The 17,664-nt window shown below is 65.3% G+C and carries 18 protein-coding genes; 8 read left to right on the plus strand and 10 right to left on the minus strand.

Features of this window, described 5'->3' with window-relative positions:
• Positions 1 to 15 precede the first annotated feature (15 nt).
• On the plus strand, positions 16 to 1,734 hold the full coding sequence (locus ACQR1B_RS04730; protein ID WP_434837240.1) for a serine hydrolase: 1,719 nt from the start codon (positions 16 to 18) through the stop codon (positions 1,732 to 1,734).
• 27 nt (positions 1,735 to 1,761) lie between these two features.
• Here ACQR1B_RS04730 and ACQR1B_RS04735 read toward each other — a convergent pair whose 3' ends face one another.
• Together ACQR1B_RS04735 and ACQR1B_RS04740 are read right to left on the minus strand one after the other, a co-directional pair.
• Positions 1,762 to 2,643, minus strand: coding sequence for a slipin family protein (locus tag ACQR1B_RS04735; protein ID WP_434837239.1), 882 nt, complete (start codon positions 2,641 to 2,643; stop codon positions 1,762 to 1,764).
• On the minus strand, positions 2,636 to 3,037 hold the full coding sequence (locus tag ACQR1B_RS04740) for a GntR family transcriptional regulator (RefSeq protein ID WP_434874961.1): 402 nt from the start codon (positions 3,035 to 3,037) through the stop codon (positions 2,636 to 2,638). Before ACQR1B_RS04740 ends, ACQR1B_RS04735 begins: the two co-directional genes overlap by 8 nt.
• An 810-nt stretch (positions 3,038 to 3,847) precedes the next feature.
• Here ACQR1B_RS04740 and ACQR1B_RS04745 point away from each other — a divergent pair.
• Positions 3,848 to 5,188 (plus strand): IS1182 family transposase, encoded by a 1,341-nt coding sequence (locus ACQR1B_RS04745; RefSeq protein WP_434831192.1) that lies wholly within the window; start codon positions 3,848 to 3,850, stop codon positions 5,186 to 5,188.
• A gap of 464 nt (positions 5,189 to 5,652) precedes the next feature.
• Here ACQR1B_RS04745 and ACQR1B_RS04750 read toward each other — a convergent pair whose 3' ends face one another.
• A complete protein-coding gene (locus tag ACQR1B_RS04750) occupies positions 5,653 to 6,327 on the minus strand; it encodes a response regulator (RefSeq protein WP_434834431.1) in 675 nt (224 codons plus the stop codon).
• 399 nt (positions 6,328 to 6,726) lie between these two features.
• Between ACQR1B_RS04750 and ACQR1B_RS04755 the strand changes: the two genes are divergently transcribed.
• Entirely contained in the window at positions 6,727 to 8,352 is a 1,626-nt protein-coding gene (locus ACQR1B_RS04755; protein ID WP_434834430.1) for an MFS transporter, read from the plus strand.
• 106 nt (positions 8,353 to 8,458) lie between these two features.
• On the opposite strand, the gene ACQR1B_RS04760 is transcribed toward ACQR1B_RS04755, so the two are convergent.
• From ACQR1B_RS04760 to ACQR1B_RS04770, 3 genes are all read right to left on the minus strand, one after another.
• On the minus strand, positions 8,459 to 8,926 hold the full coding sequence (locus tag ACQR1B_RS04760; protein ID WP_434834429.1) for a secondary thiamine-phosphate synthase enzyme YjbQ: 468 nt from the start codon (positions 8,924 to 8,926) through the stop codon (positions 8,459 to 8,461).
• 24 nt (positions 8,927 to 8,950) lie between these two features.
• Positions 8,951 to 9,505 (minus strand): hypothetical protein, encoded by a 555-nt coding sequence (locus ACQR1B_RS04765; RefSeq protein ID WP_434834428.1) that lies wholly within the window; start codon positions 9,503 to 9,505, stop codon positions 8,951 to 8,953.
• A 114-nt stretch (positions 9,506 to 9,619) separates the two neighbouring features.
• Positions 9,620 to 10,243, minus strand: coding sequence for a 2-hydroxychromene-2-carboxylate isomerase (locus ACQR1B_RS04770; RefSeq protein WP_434834427.1), 624 nt, complete (start codon positions 10,241 to 10,243; stop codon positions 9,620 to 9,622).
• A 286-nt stretch (positions 10,244 to 10,529) separates the two neighbouring features.
• On the opposite strand from ACQR1B_RS04770, the gene ACQR1B_RS04775 reads away from it, so the two are divergent.
• The 5 genes from ACQR1B_RS04775 (at position 10,530) to ACQR1B_RS04795 (ending at position 13,087) form a co-directional block, all read left to right on the plus strand.
• Positions 10,530 to 10,907, plus strand: coding sequence for an AtpZ/AtpI family protein (locus ACQR1B_RS04775; RefSeq protein WP_434834426.1), 378 nt, complete (start codon positions 10,530 to 10,532; stop codon positions 10,905 to 10,907).
• A gap of 73 nt (positions 10,908 to 10,980) precedes the next feature.
• Positions 10,981 to 11,724, plus strand: coding sequence for a F0F1 ATP synthase subunit A (locus tag ACQR1B_RS04780; RefSeq protein WP_434834425.1), 744 nt, complete (start codon positions 10,981 to 10,983; stop codon positions 11,722 to 11,724).
• A gap of 40 nt (positions 11,725 to 11,764) precedes the next feature.
• A complete protein-coding gene (locus tag ACQR1B_RS04785; RefSeq protein ID WP_006615622.1) occupies positions 11,765 to 11,992 on the plus strand; it encodes a F0F1 ATP synthase subunit C in 228 nt (75 codons plus the stop codon).
• Between the two features lie 28 nt (positions 11,993 to 12,020).
• Positions 12,021 to 12,596 carry a F0F1 ATP synthase subunit B family protein gene (locus ACQR1B_RS04790; RefSeq protein WP_434834424.1) on the plus strand — a complete coding sequence of 192 codons (576 nt, stop codon included), beginning with the start codon at positions 12,021 to 12,023 and terminating at the stop codon, positions 12,594 to 12,596.
• The gene (locus ACQR1B_RS04795) at positions 12,596 to 13,087 is read left to right on the plus strand and encodes a F0F1 ATP synthase subunit B family protein (protein WP_434834423.1); all 492 of its coding nucleotides are present in this window, start codon (positions 12,596 to 12,598) and stop codon (positions 13,085 to 13,087) included. Before ACQR1B_RS04790 ends, ACQR1B_RS04795 begins: the two co-directional genes overlap by 1 nt.
• 140 nt (positions 13,088 to 13,227) lie before the next feature.
• Here ACQR1B_RS04795 and ACQR1B_RS04800 read toward each other — a convergent pair whose 3' ends face one another.
• From ACQR1B_RS04800 to thrC, 4 genes are all read right to left on the minus strand, one after another.
• Positions 13,228 to 13,839, minus strand: a complete 612-nt coding sequence (locus tag ACQR1B_RS04800; RefSeq protein ID WP_434834447.1) for a hypothetical protein — start codon at positions 13,837 to 13,839, stop codon at positions 13,228 to 13,230.
• A 190-nt stretch (positions 13,840 to 14,029) separates the two neighbouring features.
• The gene (locus ACQR1B_RS04805; protein WP_434834422.1) at positions 14,030 to 14,617 is read right to left on the minus strand and encodes a GNAT family N-acetyltransferase; all 588 of its coding nucleotides are present in this window, start codon (positions 14,615 to 14,617) and stop codon (positions 14,030 to 14,032) included.
• Between the two features lie 95 nt (positions 14,618 to 14,712).
• The gene (locus tag ACQR1B_RS04810) at positions 14,713 to 16,002 is read right to left on the minus strand and encodes a M16 family metallopeptidase (RefSeq protein ID WP_434834446.1); all 1,290 of its coding nucleotides are present in this window, start codon (positions 16,000 to 16,002) and stop codon (positions 14,713 to 14,715) included.
• Entirely contained in the window at positions 16,002 to 17,417 is a 1,416-nt protein-coding gene (thrC, locus tag ACQR1B_RS04815; RefSeq protein ID WP_434834421.1) for a threonine synthase, read from the minus strand. Before thrC ends, ACQR1B_RS04810 begins: the two co-directional genes overlap by 1 nt.
• Positions 17,418 to 17,664: the final 247 nt, after the last annotated feature.

Genomic DNA, 17,664 nt, shown 5'->3' on the forward strand with positions numbered 1-17,664 from the left:
GAGCTGATAGCTCTGATGAGCCGGGAGGGCGAGCCAGGCGTTCCGGCGTCGGCAACGGCTGCGCCTGCGCCTGGGGTGGCCAAGCCAGAGACCAAGCCGCCGCCCAACCGAAGGCAGCCACGAATCTCTTCGCCGCATCGTCGCACTCCTGAACAGCTGCAGTATACTGCGGCCGGCCTCCGTGGGATATGTCATGGAATCTGTCGATCGCTTCCCGAGGCGGAACAGCCTGCAACCACTCGGCGTATAGCATCGACGGTCTCAGGTTCGGAGATTCCATCCGTGTCCCTGTCCACCCGGCTCGATCCCTTCATTGCGGAAGTGCGGCAGCGTTGGCGGATCCCCGGCATGGCCGTCGCCGTCGTGCGTCGCGACGGTCCGCTGCTCGTTGAAGCCTATGGCGTGAGTGATGTCGCGACCTCCGCTCCCGCCGACATCGATACGGCCTTTGCGGTCGGCTCGTGCTCGAAGGCCTTCACCGCCACGCTGGCGGCGGTGCTGGTGGATGCCGCCGTGATCGGATGGGATGATCGGATTCGCAAATATCTGCCGTCGTTCAGTCTGTACGATCCCTGGATCAGCGACCAGCTGACGTTCCGGGATGTCCTCGCCAATCGGACCGGCCTGTCGCGCGCGAGCATTGGCGAATACGGCTCCGACCTGACACGGGCGGAAACATTGCGCCGCGCCCGCTTCATTCAGCCGATCGCGCAATTTCGCGATCAGTTCACCTATTGCAACGTCGGCTTCGTCGTCGCTGCGGAGGCGATGGCCGCGGCTGCGGGTCAGTCGTTCGACGGGCTGATCAACGAATGTCTGCTGAAGCGGCTCGAATTCGACCGGAGCAGATCAACGGGAGCAACGTCCAACTTCGCCGCTCCCCACTACGAGATCGACGGCAAGGTTCAGACGGTGCCGCCGATGGCGACGGATAACCTTCAGGGGGCGATCGACCGCTCGATGAGTGCCCGCGAAGCGGCGAACTGGCTCAGGCTCCATCTGGAAGAGGGCGCGCGCGAAGCCCATCCCGTCTCGGCGCCTCAGCTCTGGGAGACGCATCTGCTGCAAACCGTGCGAAGGGATCGGACGGCGAACGACGGATACGGCCTCGGCTGGCATGTGCGCAACCGACGCATTCAGCATGATGGCGCCATCCGCGGCTTTCGCGCCAACGTCTGGTGCGATCTGGACGGCGACCTCGCGATCTTCGTGGCAACCAATCTCGGCGCCGGCTTCGCTCACCTCGCCGTCACCTATCGCATCATCCAGGAGATGCGCGGCGAGACGGTGACTGACTGGATCAAACATTTCGACGACATGGCTAACAGAGAGATCCGCGAACGCGTCGCCCGGTTCGAGGGGGAGAGATCGAGCGACCCTGTTTCGGCATCTCGCTGGTCGCAGGATGATTTCGTCGGCACCTACCATCACCAGGGCTTCGGCTCGCTGCATGTCGAGCCGAGCGCCGATCACCTGTGGTTTCGCATCGACGGCCTGTCAGGCTTCGATGGCCCGCTGATGCGCTATTCCGGCCTGAGCTTCGAGTACCAGGGCGACCGCGACGCCATGGCCTGGCCGGCGATCGCCATCCCGACGGCGCCGAGAGGTGAGCGCGCGCAAATCCGGTTTCAACCGGCCAGCAATCGAATCGACCGACTCCGATGGCACGACTGGTTCGGCGAGGCCGAATTTGTCCGGGCGACGGTCCCAGGCATGGCTTCGGGAAAACCATGACACATGGGCCCTCATCGCCTCCTAAATCTAGCTCGCCGCAGCAACGATCCCCAGCGCGTTGACCGGGTTCATACTGTCGACCATGGCCGTCGGGATCAGGATGGTTGCGCCACGCTCCTTGGTGGTCTCGTAGATGATGTTCATCGCGCGTAGCTGCAGCGCTGCGGGGCTGCGGGCGTAGATGTCGGCGGCTTCGACGAATTTCTGTGCGACCTCCTGCTCGGCCTGACCCAGGAGAACGCGGGCCAGCCGCTCGCGCTCGGCCTGCGCCTGCCGGCTCATGGCATCCTGGAGCGCTGGCGGCACGCCGATATCCCTGATCTCGACCGACAGGACCGCCACGCCCCAATCCGCTGTCTTGCGCCCGATCTCCTCGCGCAGCAAAGCGTCGCCCTGCTTGCGCTCGGACAAGAGGGTCGAGAGCAAGGACGAGCCGACCATCTCCCGCAGCGAGGTCTGCGCCACACGGGTGATCGCCTGACGATAATCGATGATCTCGAGCGCGACGCGCTCGGGATCGTGGATTTGCCAGAACACCACGGCGTCGATGTTGACCGGCACGGTATCCTTGCTCAGGGCCTGCTCGGCATCGATCTCCGTGGTCTGGATGCGCTGATCGAGCCAGACGGCCACCTGGTCGATAAAGGGTATGATGACGAACAGGCCGGGTCCCCGGATTGCCGCCAATCGCCCTAGCCGGAGCACGACGGCCCGCTCCCACTGATCGGCGATCATGATGGCCTTCGGGATCAGGACTGCGGTCACGGCCAACAACGCAGCGACCACGTACGGGACGACTGAACCGGCCTCGCGACCAGACGAGGCGATCCATGCGGCGAGCCCCAGCATCAGGATGGCGAGCACGATGGCGGGTTGGTTGGCCCCCCTTGTACCGAGATATCTAGTCATTCGAGGCCTCCTGTTTGACGAGCGCGATCATTCGTTGAGCCAATGCGATTGGATCGACGCCGGCGGCGGCGGCCGTCGCGAGCGTCTGTTTGGCGAGACCGTCGACCTGCTGTGCCAGCGCACGCGCATTCGGGGGCCGCGGCGGCTGGGCGACGAAGCTGCCGCGCCCTCTGATGAGGGTGATCGCGCCGATCCGCTCCAGCTCGTCATAGGCGTGCCGAACCGTATTGAGGTCGATCCTCAACGCGACTGCCATCTCGCGCATCGTCGGCATCCGGTCACCTGGGCGCAGAACGCCCGCGCCGAGACTGCGCAGCATCTGGTCGCGCAGCTGGACGTAGATCGGGACCCCCGAATCCTCCAGACAAAGCGATTTCATCAGCTGTGTATGCATTATCTAGTACAATATACTTTACTTACACAACGTCAATCCCTGATCGGGCACGGCGAGCGGTCGCCGGCTTTCCGTTACCGCAGCCGGACTGTGCGTCGTCGCCCCGCCAGCGAACGCCGATCGAAATCCCACCAAACGCCATCTATCTGGACTTCAGAATTTCCCAGAAATTCTGTTTCTTTTTCCCCGAAATCATGCTATGAGTCGCGTCATCCCGTGCCCGCCATGAGGGGCGCTTCGCGATCGTCACGAACGTGGGGCGCGGGATGCGGTGGGCGCGTCGGGTCGCAGCGGGCTTTGTCCCGCGGACGAACGATCCGGCGCGCACGGTCAAGCCGTGTGGTCCTGGCATCCCGACGCTGATGCCAAGTCCGTGACGACGATGTTGCGGATGACGGGGGCAAGAACGCCGGTCCCCGGGGAGAGCACGGAGCAGCCGTCAAAACCATCGCGCAGGGAGGGCCGGGTGTTCCAGGCCAGACCTGTGGTTCCTGCCGCCTGCATTTTTTTCGCAGGCGGGCCACGGGCGCGGCCAGCGCCCGGCCTTCCCTGCGCCCTCTGTTTCGAGAGGGCGGATGACTGGCAAAGCTCGGACGCTGATGGCGCCGCGAGGTCGAGTTGGTGTGTCGCGATGGATCTGCCAGATGACTTGGGCTTCTTGGGATTGCCGCACAGTGCGGGCCCTACGGCTTTCGCGCCGACAGTGACGCTCCTCACCCTGAGAGGGTGTGAATCTTTCTCAAAGATTTCGGGTTTGCCAGGGGATGACCGGTGTGATTCGCTGTCAATCGTAGCGGTGGTGGGCGGGCCATGGGTGACGAGCAATTGTTCGAGAACTTGCCTGAGCAGGATAAGTCTCAGCCCGGCGGGCGCGGTTCGGTTCGGCTGCGGGTGCCGGAGCGTAGCCAGATCGCCATGCAGGTAGCGGCATTGGATGATCTGATTGCAGAGGATCATCCGGTGCGTTCGGTCTGGGCGTTCGTCGAGGGTCTGGACCTGTCGCATCTGTACGACCTCGTCAAAGCCCGGGAAGGTCACCCCGGACATCCTCCGGCAGCGCCGGAACTGATGGTTGCGCTTTGGCTGTGGGCGACGGTCGAAGGTGTGGGCAGCGCCCGTCAGTTGGATCGGCTGTGCCGCGATCACTTGGTCTACCGCTGGCTCTGCGGCGGCGTATCGATGAACTACCATACGCTGTCGAGCTTCCGGATTGCCCACATGGCGGTTCTGGAGCGGCTCCTGGCGCAGGGCGTCGCCGCGATGGTCCAGGCAGGATTGGTGTCGGCCGACACTCTGGCGCAGGATGGCTTGCGGGTTCGCGCGGGTGCTGGCGCCGGATCGTTCCGGCGGCATGAGCGACTTGATAAGCTGCTCGCCGCGGCACAGGAGCGTGTGGAACGCCTGCGTGCGGAGGTCGAGACGGATCCAGCTGCCGGGGATCGGCGACAGCGCGCGGCAAAGGAGCGGGGCGCTCGCGAGCGCGAGGCGCGGATCAAAGCGGCCCAAGAGCGAATGAAGGAGCTGGAGGCCGAACGGGAGCGGCGGGAAAAGACCAACAAGAAGGAAGTGGCCAAGCAAAAGGAGCCACGCGCTTCCACCACCGACGCCGAGGCACGGGTCATCAAGATGGCGGATGGCGGCTGGCGCCCCTCCTACAATATGCAGATCATATCGGCGCCCGCGTATCAGGTAATCGTCGCCGTCGACATCGACACCACCGGTTCGGATCGAGGTCTGGGCCGGCCAGGGATCGAGACCGTGCAGGCCCAGGGTTACAATCCCCGCAACTATCTGGTCGACGGCGGCTTCACCAAAAAGGACGACATCGAGTGGGCACATGCCAACGGCATAAAAATGTGGTGCCCGCCGGGGCAGACTAAGCACGGAAGCGACCCTTATGCTCCGAAGAAGGATGATGGTGTCGGCGTTGCGGACTGGCGAGAACGCATGAAGGCCGAGCAAGGGAAGAAAGACGAGGCGCTCTATCGGCTGCGTGCTCAGCACGAATGCATCAACGCCCAAGCCCGCCGCATGGGCCTTCGGCAGCTGTCCCTCCGCGGCCGGGTCAAGGCTCGGATACAGTTGCTCTGGTTTGCGATCGCTCACAACATGATGCGTCTCTTTGCCTTGAGCGCGGAAGCAACGGCATGACAGCGGAAACGAATGCCAAAAGCGCAAACCAAGCATCCCACCACCTCGTTCCACGAGGCATGCTGCCTCGCAACCCGCTTGACCGAGAGTTTCTTGGAAAACCCCACCCAACAGTCGCAAACTGGTGGAAACGACAAAACATTCTCACACTCTGAGGAGCCCGCCCCTGGGCGGGCGTCTCGAAGGGCGAGGCCCGGACCTTGGCTTCGGTGGCCTCATGGTTCGAGACGCGCCGCGCCGAGGCAGTCTCGCCTTACATCAGACATGTGCGGCGCGGCGCTCCTCACCATGAGGAGCAAAAGCCGAGGCACTGCACACCGGACCATGAACACGCCGAGAGCCGTGTTCATGGAGAGGAGTGGGTTCCGAGGCCGGCGCTGCAGGTTGATCGTCAGCCGCGCGCTCGTGGAGAGGGTCAAGCGCCAGAGGCCGCTGCACACCGGAGCATGGAAATGATCATCCCCTCACTTCCCCGTCGGCGTGTCCTGTCGCCACGCGCTGCCTGCGATCTTGGCCGCGGCGATCACCGCCTGGGTGCGGCTCTCGACGCCGAGCTTCTGCAGGATGGCCGAGACATGTGCCTTGATGGTCGCCTCGGAGACGCCGAGCTCGTAGGCGATCTGCTTATTGAGCAGCCCCTGCGACAGCATCATCAGCACCCGCACCTGCTGCGGGGTCAGCGTGACCAGGCGGTCGCGCAGCTTCGTCATCTCCGGATCGGCGCCGGCGGCGAGATCGGTGTCCGGCGGCACCCAGATATCGCCCTCCATCACCTTCTTGATGGCGTCGCGCAGCGTCTCGACGCCGAAACGCTTCGGAATGAAGCCGGACGCGCCGAAATCGAGCGAGCGGCGGATGGTGGCGCCATCGTCGCTCGCCGAGACGATGACGACCGGGATCGCCGGATATTGCGCGCGCAGATAGATCAGGCCGGAAAAGCCGGAGATGCCGGGCATGGTCAGGTCGAGCAGCACGAGGTCGACCTCGGAATCCTTCTCCAGCAGAGCGGTGAGGTCCTCGAATGAGCCGGCCTCGTCGACCACGGCCTCCGCAAGCACGCTCGCAACCGCCTGCCGCAGTGCATTGCGAAATAGCGGATGATCATCGGCGATGACGAGATGGGTGCTGGCAACCGCCATGAATGCTGACTTGACCTTGCGACTCCGGCCACGCACGTCGGCTGCGCGCCGCCTTCGTTTCCGGAAATACTCGCCCGGCGAACGGTTGCATGCAAGCATGCAATTCCACGCGCGGGGAAGGCGGTTAATCCGCGCCTTGTGCAACGCAACATCGATTGCGCGACGGCCAATCAGCGAACGCGAGTCGCCGTCACGGCCGCGAGCGTCCTGTGCGCCGCAGCCGGCCAGGGCCGAAAGTCGTATTGGGCCGACTTTCACTGCAATGTTACTTAAGCGCCAATGTCTCCGCGACGAGCGCCGTCCAAGTCCGGCATGCGGAGGCGAAGCCATCATCACAACGATCTTGGGGAGCGAATGCCGATGTCAACAATGGTAGCCACACAAGCGAGATCGGGAGGCATGACGAAGGACGAACGCTTCGTCATTCTGGCGTCCTCCCTCGGCACCGTGTTCGAGTGGTACGACTTCTATCTCTACGGGTCGCTGGCCTCGATCATCGGCGCGCAGTTCTTCTCGGCCTATCCGCCGGCCACCCGTGACATCTTCGCGCTGCTGGCCTTCGCCGCCGGCTTCCTGGTCCGTCCGTTCGGCGCCATCGTGTTCGGCCGCATCGGCGACATCGTCGGCCGCAAATACACCTTCCTGGTCACGATCCTGATCATGGGCTTGTCGACCTTCATCGTCGGCATCCTGCCGAACGCCGACACCATCGGCTTCGCCGCGCCGGTGATCCTGATCGGCCTCCGCCTGCTCCAGGGCCTCGCGCTCGGCGGCGAATATGGCGGCGCCGCCACCTATGTCGCCGAGCATGCTCCGATGGGCAAGCGCGGCTACTACACCTCCTTCATCCAGACCACCGCGACGATGGGCCTTTTCCTGTCGCTGCTGGTGATCCTGTTCACCCGCACCATCATCGGCGAGGCCGACTTCGCCAAATGGGGCTGGCGCGTGCCGTTCCTGGTCTCCGTGCTGCTGCTCGGCGTCTCCGTCTGGATCCGTCTGCGCCTCAACGAATCGCCCGTGTTCCAGAAGATGAAGGAAGAGGGCAAGAGTTCCAAGGCGCCGCTGACGGAAGCGTTCGCCAACTGGAACAACGGCAAGATCGTGCTGCTGGCGCTGATCGGCGCCACCATGGGCCAGGGCGTCGTCTGGTACACCGGCCAGTTCTACGCGCTGTTCTTCCTGCAATCGATCCTGAAGGTCGACGGCTACACCGCCAACCTCCTGATCGCCTGGTCGCTGTTGCTCGGCACCGGCTTCTTCATCGTGTTCGGCATCCTCTCCGACAAGATCGGCCGCAAGCCGATCATCATGGGCGGCTGTCTGATCGCGGCGCTGACCTTCATCCCGATCTTCAAGATGATCACCAGCAACGCCAACCCGGCGCTGGAGAAGGCGATCGAATCGGTGAAGGTGGAAGTGGCGGCTGATCCCGCCGGCTGCGGCTCCCTGTTCAACCCGGTCGGCACCCGCGTCTTCACCGCGCCGTGCGATACCGCCCGTGACTTCCTGGCCAAGTCGTCGGTCAAGTACGCGACCGTGCCCGGCCCGGCCGGCTCAGGTGTGAAGGTCTCCTTCAACGGCAAGGACGTGCCCTACACCGACGCCAAGACCAGCAATCCGGCGCTGACGGCCGCAATCGCCGAGGTCGGCTACCCGAAGGCGGGCGACGCGGCCATCGTGAAGATGGCGCATCCGTTCGACGTCTTCCGGCCGCAGGTCGCGGCCATCATCGGCCTGCTGCTGATCCTGGTGATCTTCGTCACCATGGTCTATGGCCCGATCGCCGCGATGCTGGTCGAATTGTTCCCGACCAAGATCCGCTACACTTCGATGTCGCTGCCCTATCACATCGGCAACGGCTGGTTCGGCGGCCTGCTGCCGGCGACGGCCTTCGCGATCGTGGCCTCGACCGGCGATATCTATGCCGGCCTGTGGTACCCGATCTTCTTCGCGGTGATCACGGCGGTCGTCGGCTTCCTGCTCCTGCCGGAAACCAAGGATGTCGACATCCAGTCGACCTGATTCACCACGCGAGCGGCACGCCGCTCGCATCTCTTTCGACGACGAACGGCCGCGGATCACTCCGCGGCCGTTCCGCATTTCAGGCCGGGAGTTTTTCTTTTTGGCGTCAGGTCGCACCGATGAACTGCAACACCACCTCGCGGACATGCGGGCGAGACCGATGCTCGATCAGATAGATCGCCTGCCAAGTGCCGAGCATCATGCGGTCGTCATGCACCGGCACCTGCAGCGACACCGCGCTCAACATCGTCTTGATGTGGGCCGGCATGTCGTCCGGCCCCTCGGTGTCGTGAACCCAGCCGGCATTCTCGGGCGCCAGCCGCGCCAGGGCCGTGGTGAGATCGCGCAGCACGGTCGGATCGGCATTCTCCTGGATGGTCAGCGACGCCGAGGTGTGGCGGATGAACGCGGTCACCGCGCCTTCGCTCGCTGCGATCTGGCGCAGGAACGCCTCGACCTCGCGCGTGAGGTCGGTGAAGCCGCGGCCCGCGGTCTGCACCGTCAGGACCGACGTCACGACCGTGGTGACGGCGGCGGCCACGGGCACACTGCGCGAGGTCGATCTTGCATGCATGCTGGCGGCCTCCCCGGCCTCGCCTCAGATCCTGCCCGAGACGTCCTTCTGCACCCGTGTCGCCATGTCGAGCAGCCGGCGCCAGGCCTGCTCGAGAAAGCCCATCACGCGGTCCATGTCCTGGTCGCTGGGCAACGGAATCTCGAGCTTGCGCGTCCCGTCGGCGGATTTCGGCTCGCCGACTCTGGGCTCGGACTTCTTCAACTGATCGGATTTGGGCAGCGCCTGATCCTTTGGCAGCGGCTCGTCGATCTTGCCGGAAATGCTGTGATCGCGCGAGGCGAGCTGGGACCTGAGCCTTTCATTCTCCGCCTGCAGACGCCCGATCTCCGCATCCAAAGCGGCACGTTCGTCGGGCACCGCGTAGCAGGCCCAGCCGGTGCCGGCATTGTTGTTGCACGTGGAGACCGCCCCGGTGCGGGTATCGAGCCGGACCACGCCGTCCGGCGTCGTCGACATCGTGTAGCGCCCCTTGTCACCATCGGGCGCGGCGTCCTCGACGGCCAGCGCTTCTCCGCCCAGGCAGCCCATCGCCAGGAGGGCAATCAGGGGCCGCCGATATGGCTTCGTGAGGCTCATGGCTGGATCTCCAAGGCACGTGACGGGGCACCTTCGCAGAGGCCGTCATGCACGCCCGCATTGTGTCGACGCCATGACATTGCCTCGGGTGCGGTCACCTGCCACGGGCCGCCCCTAGACCTCGGACGTATAGGCGGAACGGCCGGATTTCAACGCGTCGGCCAGCAGTTCGAGCCGGTCCTGGCCCCAGAACATCTCGCCATCGAGAACATAGGCCGGCGAACCGAACACATCGGCTGCAATGGCGTCCTGGCGGTTCTGCTCGTAGACCGCACCGACGGCATCCGTTGCCGCCCGCGCCACGAGGTCGCGGCCCGGCAAGCCCGCCGCATCGGCGAGGCCCGCGATGACCGAAGCATCCGCAAGATTGAGCTGCTGTTCCCAGATCGCCGGGAAGGCGCGCTGCAGATACGGTTCGGGATCGAGCCCCGCCTGCAGCGTCGCGATGACGACGCCGTCGGCGAGGCGGGCGTTGAACGGCCAGTTCTTCGGCTGCAGATGAAAATCGAGACCGCGCTTGTCGCGCCAGCGCTTGAGCTCGACGATCCGATAGCGCTGCCGCGCCGGATGGCGCTTGGCGAGCGGCAGCCCGCCGGTTTCGGCAAACAGATCGACCAGCATCACGGGCTTGTAGGTCACGCCCGCCCCATGATCCGCGGCGATGTCACGGAACAGCCGGTGCCCGATATAGGCCCACGGCGATTGCAGCGAGAAATAATAGTCGATCTGGCGCGACATGCGGATTCCTGCGCGGGTTGGCGTCGAGCGGTATCGGATCAGACGGCCCGCAGGCGCGCAAGGTCACAACCGCAGAGAACGCTGTTGATGCGGCGCGGTGACACGTGCGACCGATCTGACGAAAAAGCCGAGAAAGCGTGCAAATTCAGGTATCTAGCAGATCAACACGCAATCTTGACTTGGGGGGATGCGGTCAGTATGGTCCGCGCGGCTTCAAAGGGCGATGGGGCGCTATTTCCTGACACTCGCGGCAACGCGTCGGGTCTCCACACGTGGCAGATGGCACATGGCGGACGGCACGAACGAGAGCAGCGGACATGGGGATCGCGACGAGTCGCCGGATGAGGCCGCGCTTTCCGCAAGGCTCGGAAGTCTCGACCAGCGGCTGTCCAAACTACGTGACGGCCGCAGCATCGGGACTGATCAACCTGGAATCGGCAGCGGTGACACTGCAGCCCGGGCTTCGGCCATGGCGCGTGGCCTGCGACTGTCGTCCGAGTTGATTGCCGGTGTCCTCGTCGGTGCGTTGCTTGGCTGGGGCTTCGACCGGTTGCTGTCGACATCGCCCTTCGGATTTATCGTGTTTTTCCTGCTCGGCTTCGCCGCCGGCGTGTTGAACGTGGTCAGATCCGCAGGCATTGCCCCGGACAGGCCCCGTCAATGAGACGCGCGCGGAAGACCGTCGAGTGATTTTGCAAAGCGCCGGCGTGGCCGGTCAACAATGAGACGCCACGCGGATGATCGATCCGATCCATCAATTCCACCTCAACAAGATCTTCACGATCGGCCATATCGGCAATCAGGAGATCGCCTTCACCAATTCGACCGCATACATGCTGCTGGCGGTCGCACTCATCGTCGTCATGATGATGGCCGCCGGGCGCCAGCTCGTGCCGGGCCGCTTCCAGTCGGTGGTCGAGCTGTCCTACGAATTCGTCGCCAACACCATCAGAACCAGCGCCGGCTCGCACGGCATGACGTTCTTCCCGCTGGTGTTCTCGCTGTTCATGTTCATCTTCGTCTCGAACATCGTCGGCATCATCCCCTACACGTTCACCATCGCCAGCCACATCATCGTCACCTTCGCGCTGGCGCTGCTGGTGTTCCTGACGGTCATCATCTACGGCTTCTACAAGAACGGCCTTAAGTTCTTTAAGCTGTTCGTGCCTTCCGGCATTCCCGTGGTGATCCTGCCGCTGGTAGTCGTGATCGAAATCATCTCCTTCTTCTCCCGCCCGATCTCGCACAGCGTCCGTCTGTTCGCCAACATGCTGGCCGGCCACGTCACGCTGAAGGTGTTCGCGAGCTTCGTGACCATGCTGGGCGCGCTCGGCTTCGTCGGCAAGGTCGGCGCGCTGCTGCCGCTCGGTCTCACGGTCGCCCTGACCGGCCTCGAGCTGATGGTCGCGTTCCTTCAGGCCTACGTCTTCACGATCCTCACCTGCATCTATCTCAACGATGCTATCCATCCGGGCCACTGATCCGGCCCACCCTACCAAACCTCTCAAAGGAGTTCGTTTCATGGATCCGGTCGCAGCGAAGTACATTGGCGCGGGCATTGCCTGCATCGGCATGGGTGGCGCGGGTGCCGGCATTGGCATCATCTTCGGCAACTACCTGTCGGCCGCTCTGCGCAATCCGTCGGCCGCCCAGGGCCAGTTCGGCAACCTGATTTTCGGCTTCGCGGTGACCGAGGCGCTCGGCATCTTCTCGCTGCTGATCGCCCTGCTCCTGCTGTACGCCGTCTAAGACGGCCCGAGCCGGACAGGAGAAGCCCGTGGCTGAAAGTCATGGCGAGGCCAAGGGCGGCGAGGCCAAGGGCACCGCAAGCGCCCATACGGAGGCCGAAGGCGGGCATGGTTTCCCTCCGTTCCAGAAGGAAACCTTTCCCTCCCAGATCGTCTCTCTGGTGATCGCCTTCGTGGCGCTGTACGTGATCGTCTCACGTGTGGCACTGCCGAAGGTGGGCGCCGTCATCGACGCCCGTCAGAAGTCGATCGACGGCGACCTGGCCGAAGCGCAGCGGCTGAAGGATGAATCCGAAGCCGCGATGAAGGCGTATGAGAGCGAGCTGGCGACGGCCCGCGCCCGCGCCCAGGCCATCGGTGCCGAGACCCGCGAAAAGCTTGCGGCCACTTCGGACGCCGAACGCAAGGCACTGGAAGAAAGCCTGGCGGCCAAGCTGGCCGCTGCCGAGACCTCGATCGCCACAACGCGCACGACCGCCATGAGCAACGTCCGCAGCATCGCTGCGGAGGCGGCCAGCGCGATCGTGAAGCAGCTCACCGGCAAGGCCCCCACGGCCAAGACGGTCGACGCTGCGGTCGATGCATCGTTGAAGGGAACAGCCTGATGCATTTGCTCGCTGATCCGGAAACCTGGGTTGCGATTGCCTTCGTGATCCTGATGGGCCTGTTCGCCTATCTCGGTGTCCACCGCACGGTCCTGAAGGCGCTCGACAATCGCTCCGAGCGCATCAGGACCGAGCTGGCGGAGGCCAAGCGGCTCAAGGAAGAGGCGGCCAAGGTGCTCGCCGATTACAAGACCCGCCGCGCCAGCGCCGAACGCGAGGCCGAGGAGATCGTCACCAGCGCCAAGGCGGAAGCCGAGCGCATCGCGGCGGACGCCAAGGCCAAGATGGAAGACTTCGTCGCCCGTCGCACCAAGGCCGCCGAGAGCAAGATCGCCCTCGCCGAAGCCCAGGCGCTCGCCGACGTCAGGTCTGCGGCAGCCGAAGCCGCCGTCCAGGCCGCCGCGACCGTGCTGTCGCAATCGGTCAAGGGCGCTCTCGGCGAAGACCTCGTCGCCAAGGGCATCGCGGAAGTCGGCCGCAAGCTGAACTGAGCCGCGGTCCATCATCCTCCAACATCTTTCAAAAGGCCGGTGCCATGCGCCGGCCTTTTGCTTTCTGAACCTGGTCCGGCCACCTCCGTCCTTGCGACCGGAAATGGCGATCGGCAGCAGCGCCAGCGCGAAGGCCGGCCTCACTTCCGCTTCCTGGCCCCCCGCTCCGGCGTCAGGGCCTGCGGATCGAAGCCGATGTAGAACACGTAGTTGTCGGCGTTGGTGCCGGGCGCCGGCACCGGATAGACCATGTCCTCGGCCACGATCGTGAACGGCACGCTGCCCTCGCCGGTCATCTGCACGGTGGTGCGATAGGCCTTGGTGGCGACCACCTTCTCGCCGATGCCGCCCTGGACCACCGCGATGCGCATCGGAATGTCGACGGTTACCGGCGCGCCGGCCGGACCGGCGACGACCCGGCCCTGGATGCCGATCTTGGCGACGATCTCGGCGCCGTTGAGATTGCACTCGCGGGCGGTCTTGGTGATCGAGGCCTGGAAACGGACATCGTTGCCGACCGCCTGCTTGCCGGGCGCGGCCACCGCATAGGTCGAGGCTCCCGCCCGGATGTTTACAGGCGGGCAGGTCAAGCCATCGGTCGGATCGACCGGCGGGCCGCCGGCGGGCAGGTTCTGCTGCCCCTTGTCGTCCGAACCACCGCCGAACAGGCTCTTGAAACGGTCGGTCAGCGATTGCGCGGCGGCTGGCGGCGCGGCGCCAGCGGCGCCCACGGCCAGCAGCAATGCTGCCAATGTCCCAACCCGAATCACACGCGTCTGTCGCATTCTCGAAGTCCCCGGCATCTCGGCCGCCTAGCGTACCGCCGCACACGCTCGGACGCGATGACGGCGGAACACAGGCAGCTGCACACGGCGTCTATACCCATTTCGGAGCGCCGGACCAGCCCCGATCCGCGGCCTCCATTCACCGCCCGATCACAATTTACCCCCGAAAATCCTCCTGCAGCAGGCCGTAGAGGTAATGATCCTGCCAGACCCCGTTGATGCAGAGATAGCGCCGCGCCAACCCTTCCCGGGTGAAACCGCACTTCTCCAGCACGCGGATGGAAGGTGTATTGGTCGGGATGCAGGCCGCCTCGACCCGGTGCAGATTGAGCTCGCCGAACAAGGTCGGCAGCAGCAGCCGCAGCGCCGCGGTCATGTAGCCGTGGTGGGCATGCGGCTGGCCCATCCAGTAGCCGATCGTTCCCGCCTGGACGATACCGCGGCGGACATTGGCCAGAGTGATGCCGCCGAGCATGGCGCCGTCCTGTTCGCGGAACACGATGAACGGATAGGAGCGGTCGGCCGAGATGTCCTCGGCATAGCGGCGCAGCCTCCGGCGAAAGCCCGACCGCGTCAGGTCGTCGGACGGCCAGATCGGCTCCCAGGGCGTCAGATAGTCCCGGCTGATCTCGCGCAGCCGCGCCCATTGCGCGTAGTCCGCCATCTGCGGCGCGCGCAACATCAGGCCGTTGCCGCGCGGAGCGAGCGCGGCCGGTCCGCTGGACGGTAAGCGAAACAGGGCCATCGCTGATGCTCCCCCTGCCTTTCAGCAGCCGAATCCGCGATCGGCGCGCCTGACGGCGGCGATTCGCCCGGTGCACCGCAGTTTGGGACGCGTGCTCAATGCAGCTGGGCCTTCGACTTCGGCCCGGTCAGACCTTCGGCGAAAGTCACCGCCGTGTCCAGACCCCTGCCGCTGCCGAGCGCCACCACCGCGGGCTTGCTGCGGGCGAGCAACGCCCGGGCCGCATCGCGCGTGCTCTCGACGCTGACGGCCTCGATCTTGGCGATCATCTCCTGCAGGGTCTGCGGCCGTCCATAGGCCAGGATGTGACGCGCGAGCTGCTCGGCGCGGGCGCTGCAGCTCTCCAGCGCCATCAAGAGCCCGGCCTTCATCTGCGCCTTGGCCCGCGCCACCTCCGCGTCACCGAGCGTTTCCACCGCGTTGCCGATGATGTCGACCACGACCTCCATCATCTCCGGCGCGTCGGCCGGATCGGTGCCGGTGTAGAGGCCGAAGAACCCGGTATCGCTATAGGGCGCGTGGAACGTGTAGATGGAGTAGCAGAGTCCCCGGTTTTCGCGCACCTCCTGAAACAGCCGGGACGACATGCCGCCGCCGAGGATGTTGGTGAACACCTGCAGCGAGAACAGCGACGGATCGGCCTGCGGCACGCCCTCGAGCGCCAGGGTCAGATGCGCCTGCTCGAGGTCGCGATGCACGACCCGCGAGCCGCCCTTGCCGAACGCCGCCGGCTGCGGCTTCGGCGCGGGGCCGCCATTGAAGCTGGCGAAGCGCCGGGTCACGTCCTCGACCACGCGCTGATGGTCGACGGCGCCGGCCGCGGCGACGACCATGTCGGGTCCGCGATAATGCGTCGAGAGATAGCCGTGCAGCTTGTCGCGGTCGAACGCCTCCAGCGTCTTGGCCGTGCCGAGCAGCGAACGCCCCATCGGCTGGTCCGGGAAGCAGAGCTCGTTGAGATGTTCGAACACGACGTCGTCGGGCGTGTCCTGCGCCGCGCCGATCTCCTGCACGATGACGCTCTTCTCACGCTCCAGCTCCTCCGGCACGAAGGACGGATTAGCGAGGATGTCGGCGAGCACGTCGAGCGCCAGCGGCACGTCGGCCTTCAGCACGCGCGCATAATAGGCCGTCGTCTCGGTCGAGGTGCCGGCATTGAGATCGCCGCCGACGGCCTCGATCGACTCGACGATCTCGCGGGCGCTGCGCGTCGTCGTGCCCTTGAACGCCATGTGCTCGAGCAGATGGGAGATGCCGTGCTCGTCCGGCTTCTCGTCGCGGCCGCCGACGCCGGCCCAGACGCCGAGCGCGGCCGTCTCCAGATGCGGCATCGTGTCGGTGACGACAGTCAGACCCGTCGGCAGCTTGGTGACTTCCACGCCCATCATGCCATTCCCTGTTTGGCGGCCCGGCTGACCGAGCGGATGAATGTCTCCACCTCGGCCTGATCGTTCCGCATGATCTTCGAATCCTCGCGCTTGCTCATCAGCCCTTCGAGCCAGACCGGCAGCTGCGGCCGCATTCCGCAGGCGGCCTCCACCGCATCGGGGAATTTGGCCGGATGCGCCGTCGCCAGCACGATGTTGGGCACCGATGTATCGGTGCCGTCCCGGTCGGCCACGGCGAGCGCCACCGCCGTATGCGGATCGACGAGATCGCCGGCCTCGCGGAACGCCGCGCGGATCGCCGCCGCGGTCTCGGTCTCGTCGGCGCGCCCGGCCTCGAAATCGGCCCGGATCGCCGCCAGCATCGCATCCGGCAGGACGAACCGGCCCGACTGTTTCAGGCCTTCCATCAGCCGCCGCACCGTGCCTGCATCGCGGCCGCCGGCCTCGAACAGCAGCCGCTCGAAATTCGACGACACCTGGATGTCCATCGACGGCGAGGCCGTCGCGTGCACCTCGCGCACCTCGTAGATGCCGGTTGTCAGCGTGCGGGCCAGGATGTCGTTCACGTTGGTGGCGACGCGCAAGGTGCGCACCGGCAGGCCCATGCGCTTGGCGACATAGCCGGCGAAGACGTCGCCGAAATTGCCGGTGGGCACGGTGAAGTCGACGGCGCGGTGCGGCGCGCCGAGCGCGACCGCCGAGGTGAAGTAGTAGACGACCTGGGCAACGACGCGCGCCCAGTTGATCGAGTTGACGCCGGACAGCTTGACGGAATCGCGGAAGCCGTGATGGTTGAACAGGCCCTTCACGAGCGCCTGACAGTCGTCGAAATGACCTTCGATCGCCAGCGCATGGACGTTGGCCGCGCCCGACGTCGTCATCATGCGCCGCTGCACCTCGGAGATGCGGCCATGCGGGAACAGCACGATGAGGTCGGCATTGTCGCGGCCGGCGAAGGCGTCGACGGCGGCGCCTCCGGTGTCGCCGGAGGTCGCGACCACGATCGTGGTGCGCTCGCCGCGCTCGGCCAGCACGTGGTCCATCAGCCGCGAGATCAGCTGCATCGCCACATCCTTGAACGCGAGCGTCGGGCCGTGGAACAGCTCCAGCACGAACTGATGCGGCGCGATCTGGTCGAGCGGCACCACGGCGGGGTGGCGGAAGGTGGCATAGGCCTCGTTGGCCATGCGGCCGAGCTCGGCGTCCGAGATCTCGCCGGCGACGAACGGCTTGATGACCTCGACCGCGACCTCCCAATAGGGCCGGCCGAAGAACGAGGCGATGGTCGCGGGCGTCAGCTGCGGCCAGGTCTCGGGCACGTACAGGCCGCCGTCGCGGGCGAGCCCGGTCAGCATCACATCGCAGAAGGTGAGCGCGGGGGCTTCCCCGCGGGTCGAAACATAGCGCGTCAAACCGCTCTCCAGACCTGGGTCACCAGGCCATAACCCGTTGATTGAATTCGAGATCGAAACCGCCCGGCGGCAACATGGTCCGGCACCATAATGGTTTTGCCCCGCGCGCGAAACCGGTTGTTGCCGCGGGATGGTCACGGCGGCGGGTTACGGCGGCGTTACGGGCGGGTCCTGGAGCGGCAGGCGGCATGTCGCGCCGGGCCGATGCCCCTCCCCACTCCGCTGTCATCGCCCGGTTCAACCGGGC

The sequence above is a fragment of the Bradyrhizobium oligotrophicum genome, from assembly GCF_051168495.1.
GTDB classification, from domain to species: domain Bacteria; phylum Pseudomonadota; class Alphaproteobacteria; order Rhizobiales; family Xanthobacteraceae; genus Bradyrhizobium; species Bradyrhizobium oligotrophicum_A.

What these genes read in the sequence shown, in the direction of transcription:
- ACQR1B_RS04730 (WP_434837240.1), top strand. Translation starts at nt 16, where the DNA reads ATGAGCCGGGAGGGCGAGCCAGGCGTTCCGGCGTCGGCAACGGCTGCG.
- ACQR1B_RS04735 (WP_434837239.1), bottom strand. Translation starts at nt 2,643, where the DNA reads ATGACTAGATATCTCGGTACAAGGGGGGCCAACCAACCCGCCATCGTG.
- ACQR1B_RS04740 (WP_434874961.1), bottom strand. Translation starts at nt 3,037, where the DNA reads ATGCATACACAGCTGATGAAATCGCTTTGTCTGGAGGATTCGGGGGTC.
- ACQR1B_RS04745 (WP_434831192.1), top strand. Translation starts at nt 3,848, where the DNA reads ATGGGTGACGAGCAATTGTTCGAGAACTTGCCTGAGCAGGATAAGTCT.
- ACQR1B_RS04750 (WP_434834431.1), bottom strand. Translation starts at nt 6,327, where the DNA reads ATGGCGGTTGCCAGCACCCATCTCGTCATCGCCGATGATCATCCGCTA.
- ACQR1B_RS04755 (WP_434834430.1), top strand. Translation starts at nt 6,727, where the DNA reads ATGACGAAGGACGAACGCTTCGTCATTCTGGCGTCCTCCCTCGGCACC.
- ACQR1B_RS04760 (WP_434834429.1), bottom strand. Translation starts at nt 8,926, where the DNA reads ATGCATGCAAGATCGACCTCGCGCAGTGTGCCCGTGGCCGCCGCCGTC.
- ACQR1B_RS04765 (WP_434834428.1), bottom strand. Translation starts at nt 9,505, where the DNA reads ATGAGCCTCACGAAGCCATATCGGCGGCCCCTGATTGCCCTCCTGGCG.
- ACQR1B_RS04770 (WP_434834427.1), bottom strand. Translation starts at nt 10,243, where the DNA reads ATGTCGCGCCAGATCGACTATTATTTCTCGCTGCAATCGCCGTGGGCC.
- ACQR1B_RS04775 (WP_434834426.1), top strand. Translation starts at nt 10,530, where the DNA reads ATGGCGGACGGCACGAACGAGAGCAGCGGACATGGGGATCGCGACGAG.
- ACQR1B_RS04780 (WP_434834425.1), top strand. Translation starts at nt 10,981, where the DNA reads ATGATCGATCCGATCCATCAATTCCACCTCAACAAGATCTTCACGATC.
- ACQR1B_RS04785 (WP_006615622.1), top strand. Translation starts at nt 11,765, where the DNA reads ATGGATCCGGTCGCAGCGAAGTACATTGGCGCGGGCATTGCCTGCATC.
- ACQR1B_RS04795 (WP_434834423.1), top strand. Translation starts at nt 12,596, where the DNA reads ATGCATTTGCTCGCTGATCCGGAAACCTGGGTTGCGATTGCCTTCGTG.
- ACQR1B_RS04805 (WP_434834422.1), bottom strand. Translation starts at nt 14,617, where the DNA reads ATGGCCCTGTTTCGCTTACCGTCCAGCGGACCGGCCGCGCTCGCTCCG.
- ACQR1B_RS04810 (WP_434834446.1), bottom strand. Translation starts at nt 16,002, where the DNA reads ATGGGCGTGGAAGTCACCAAGCTGCCGACGGGTCTGACTGTCGTCACC.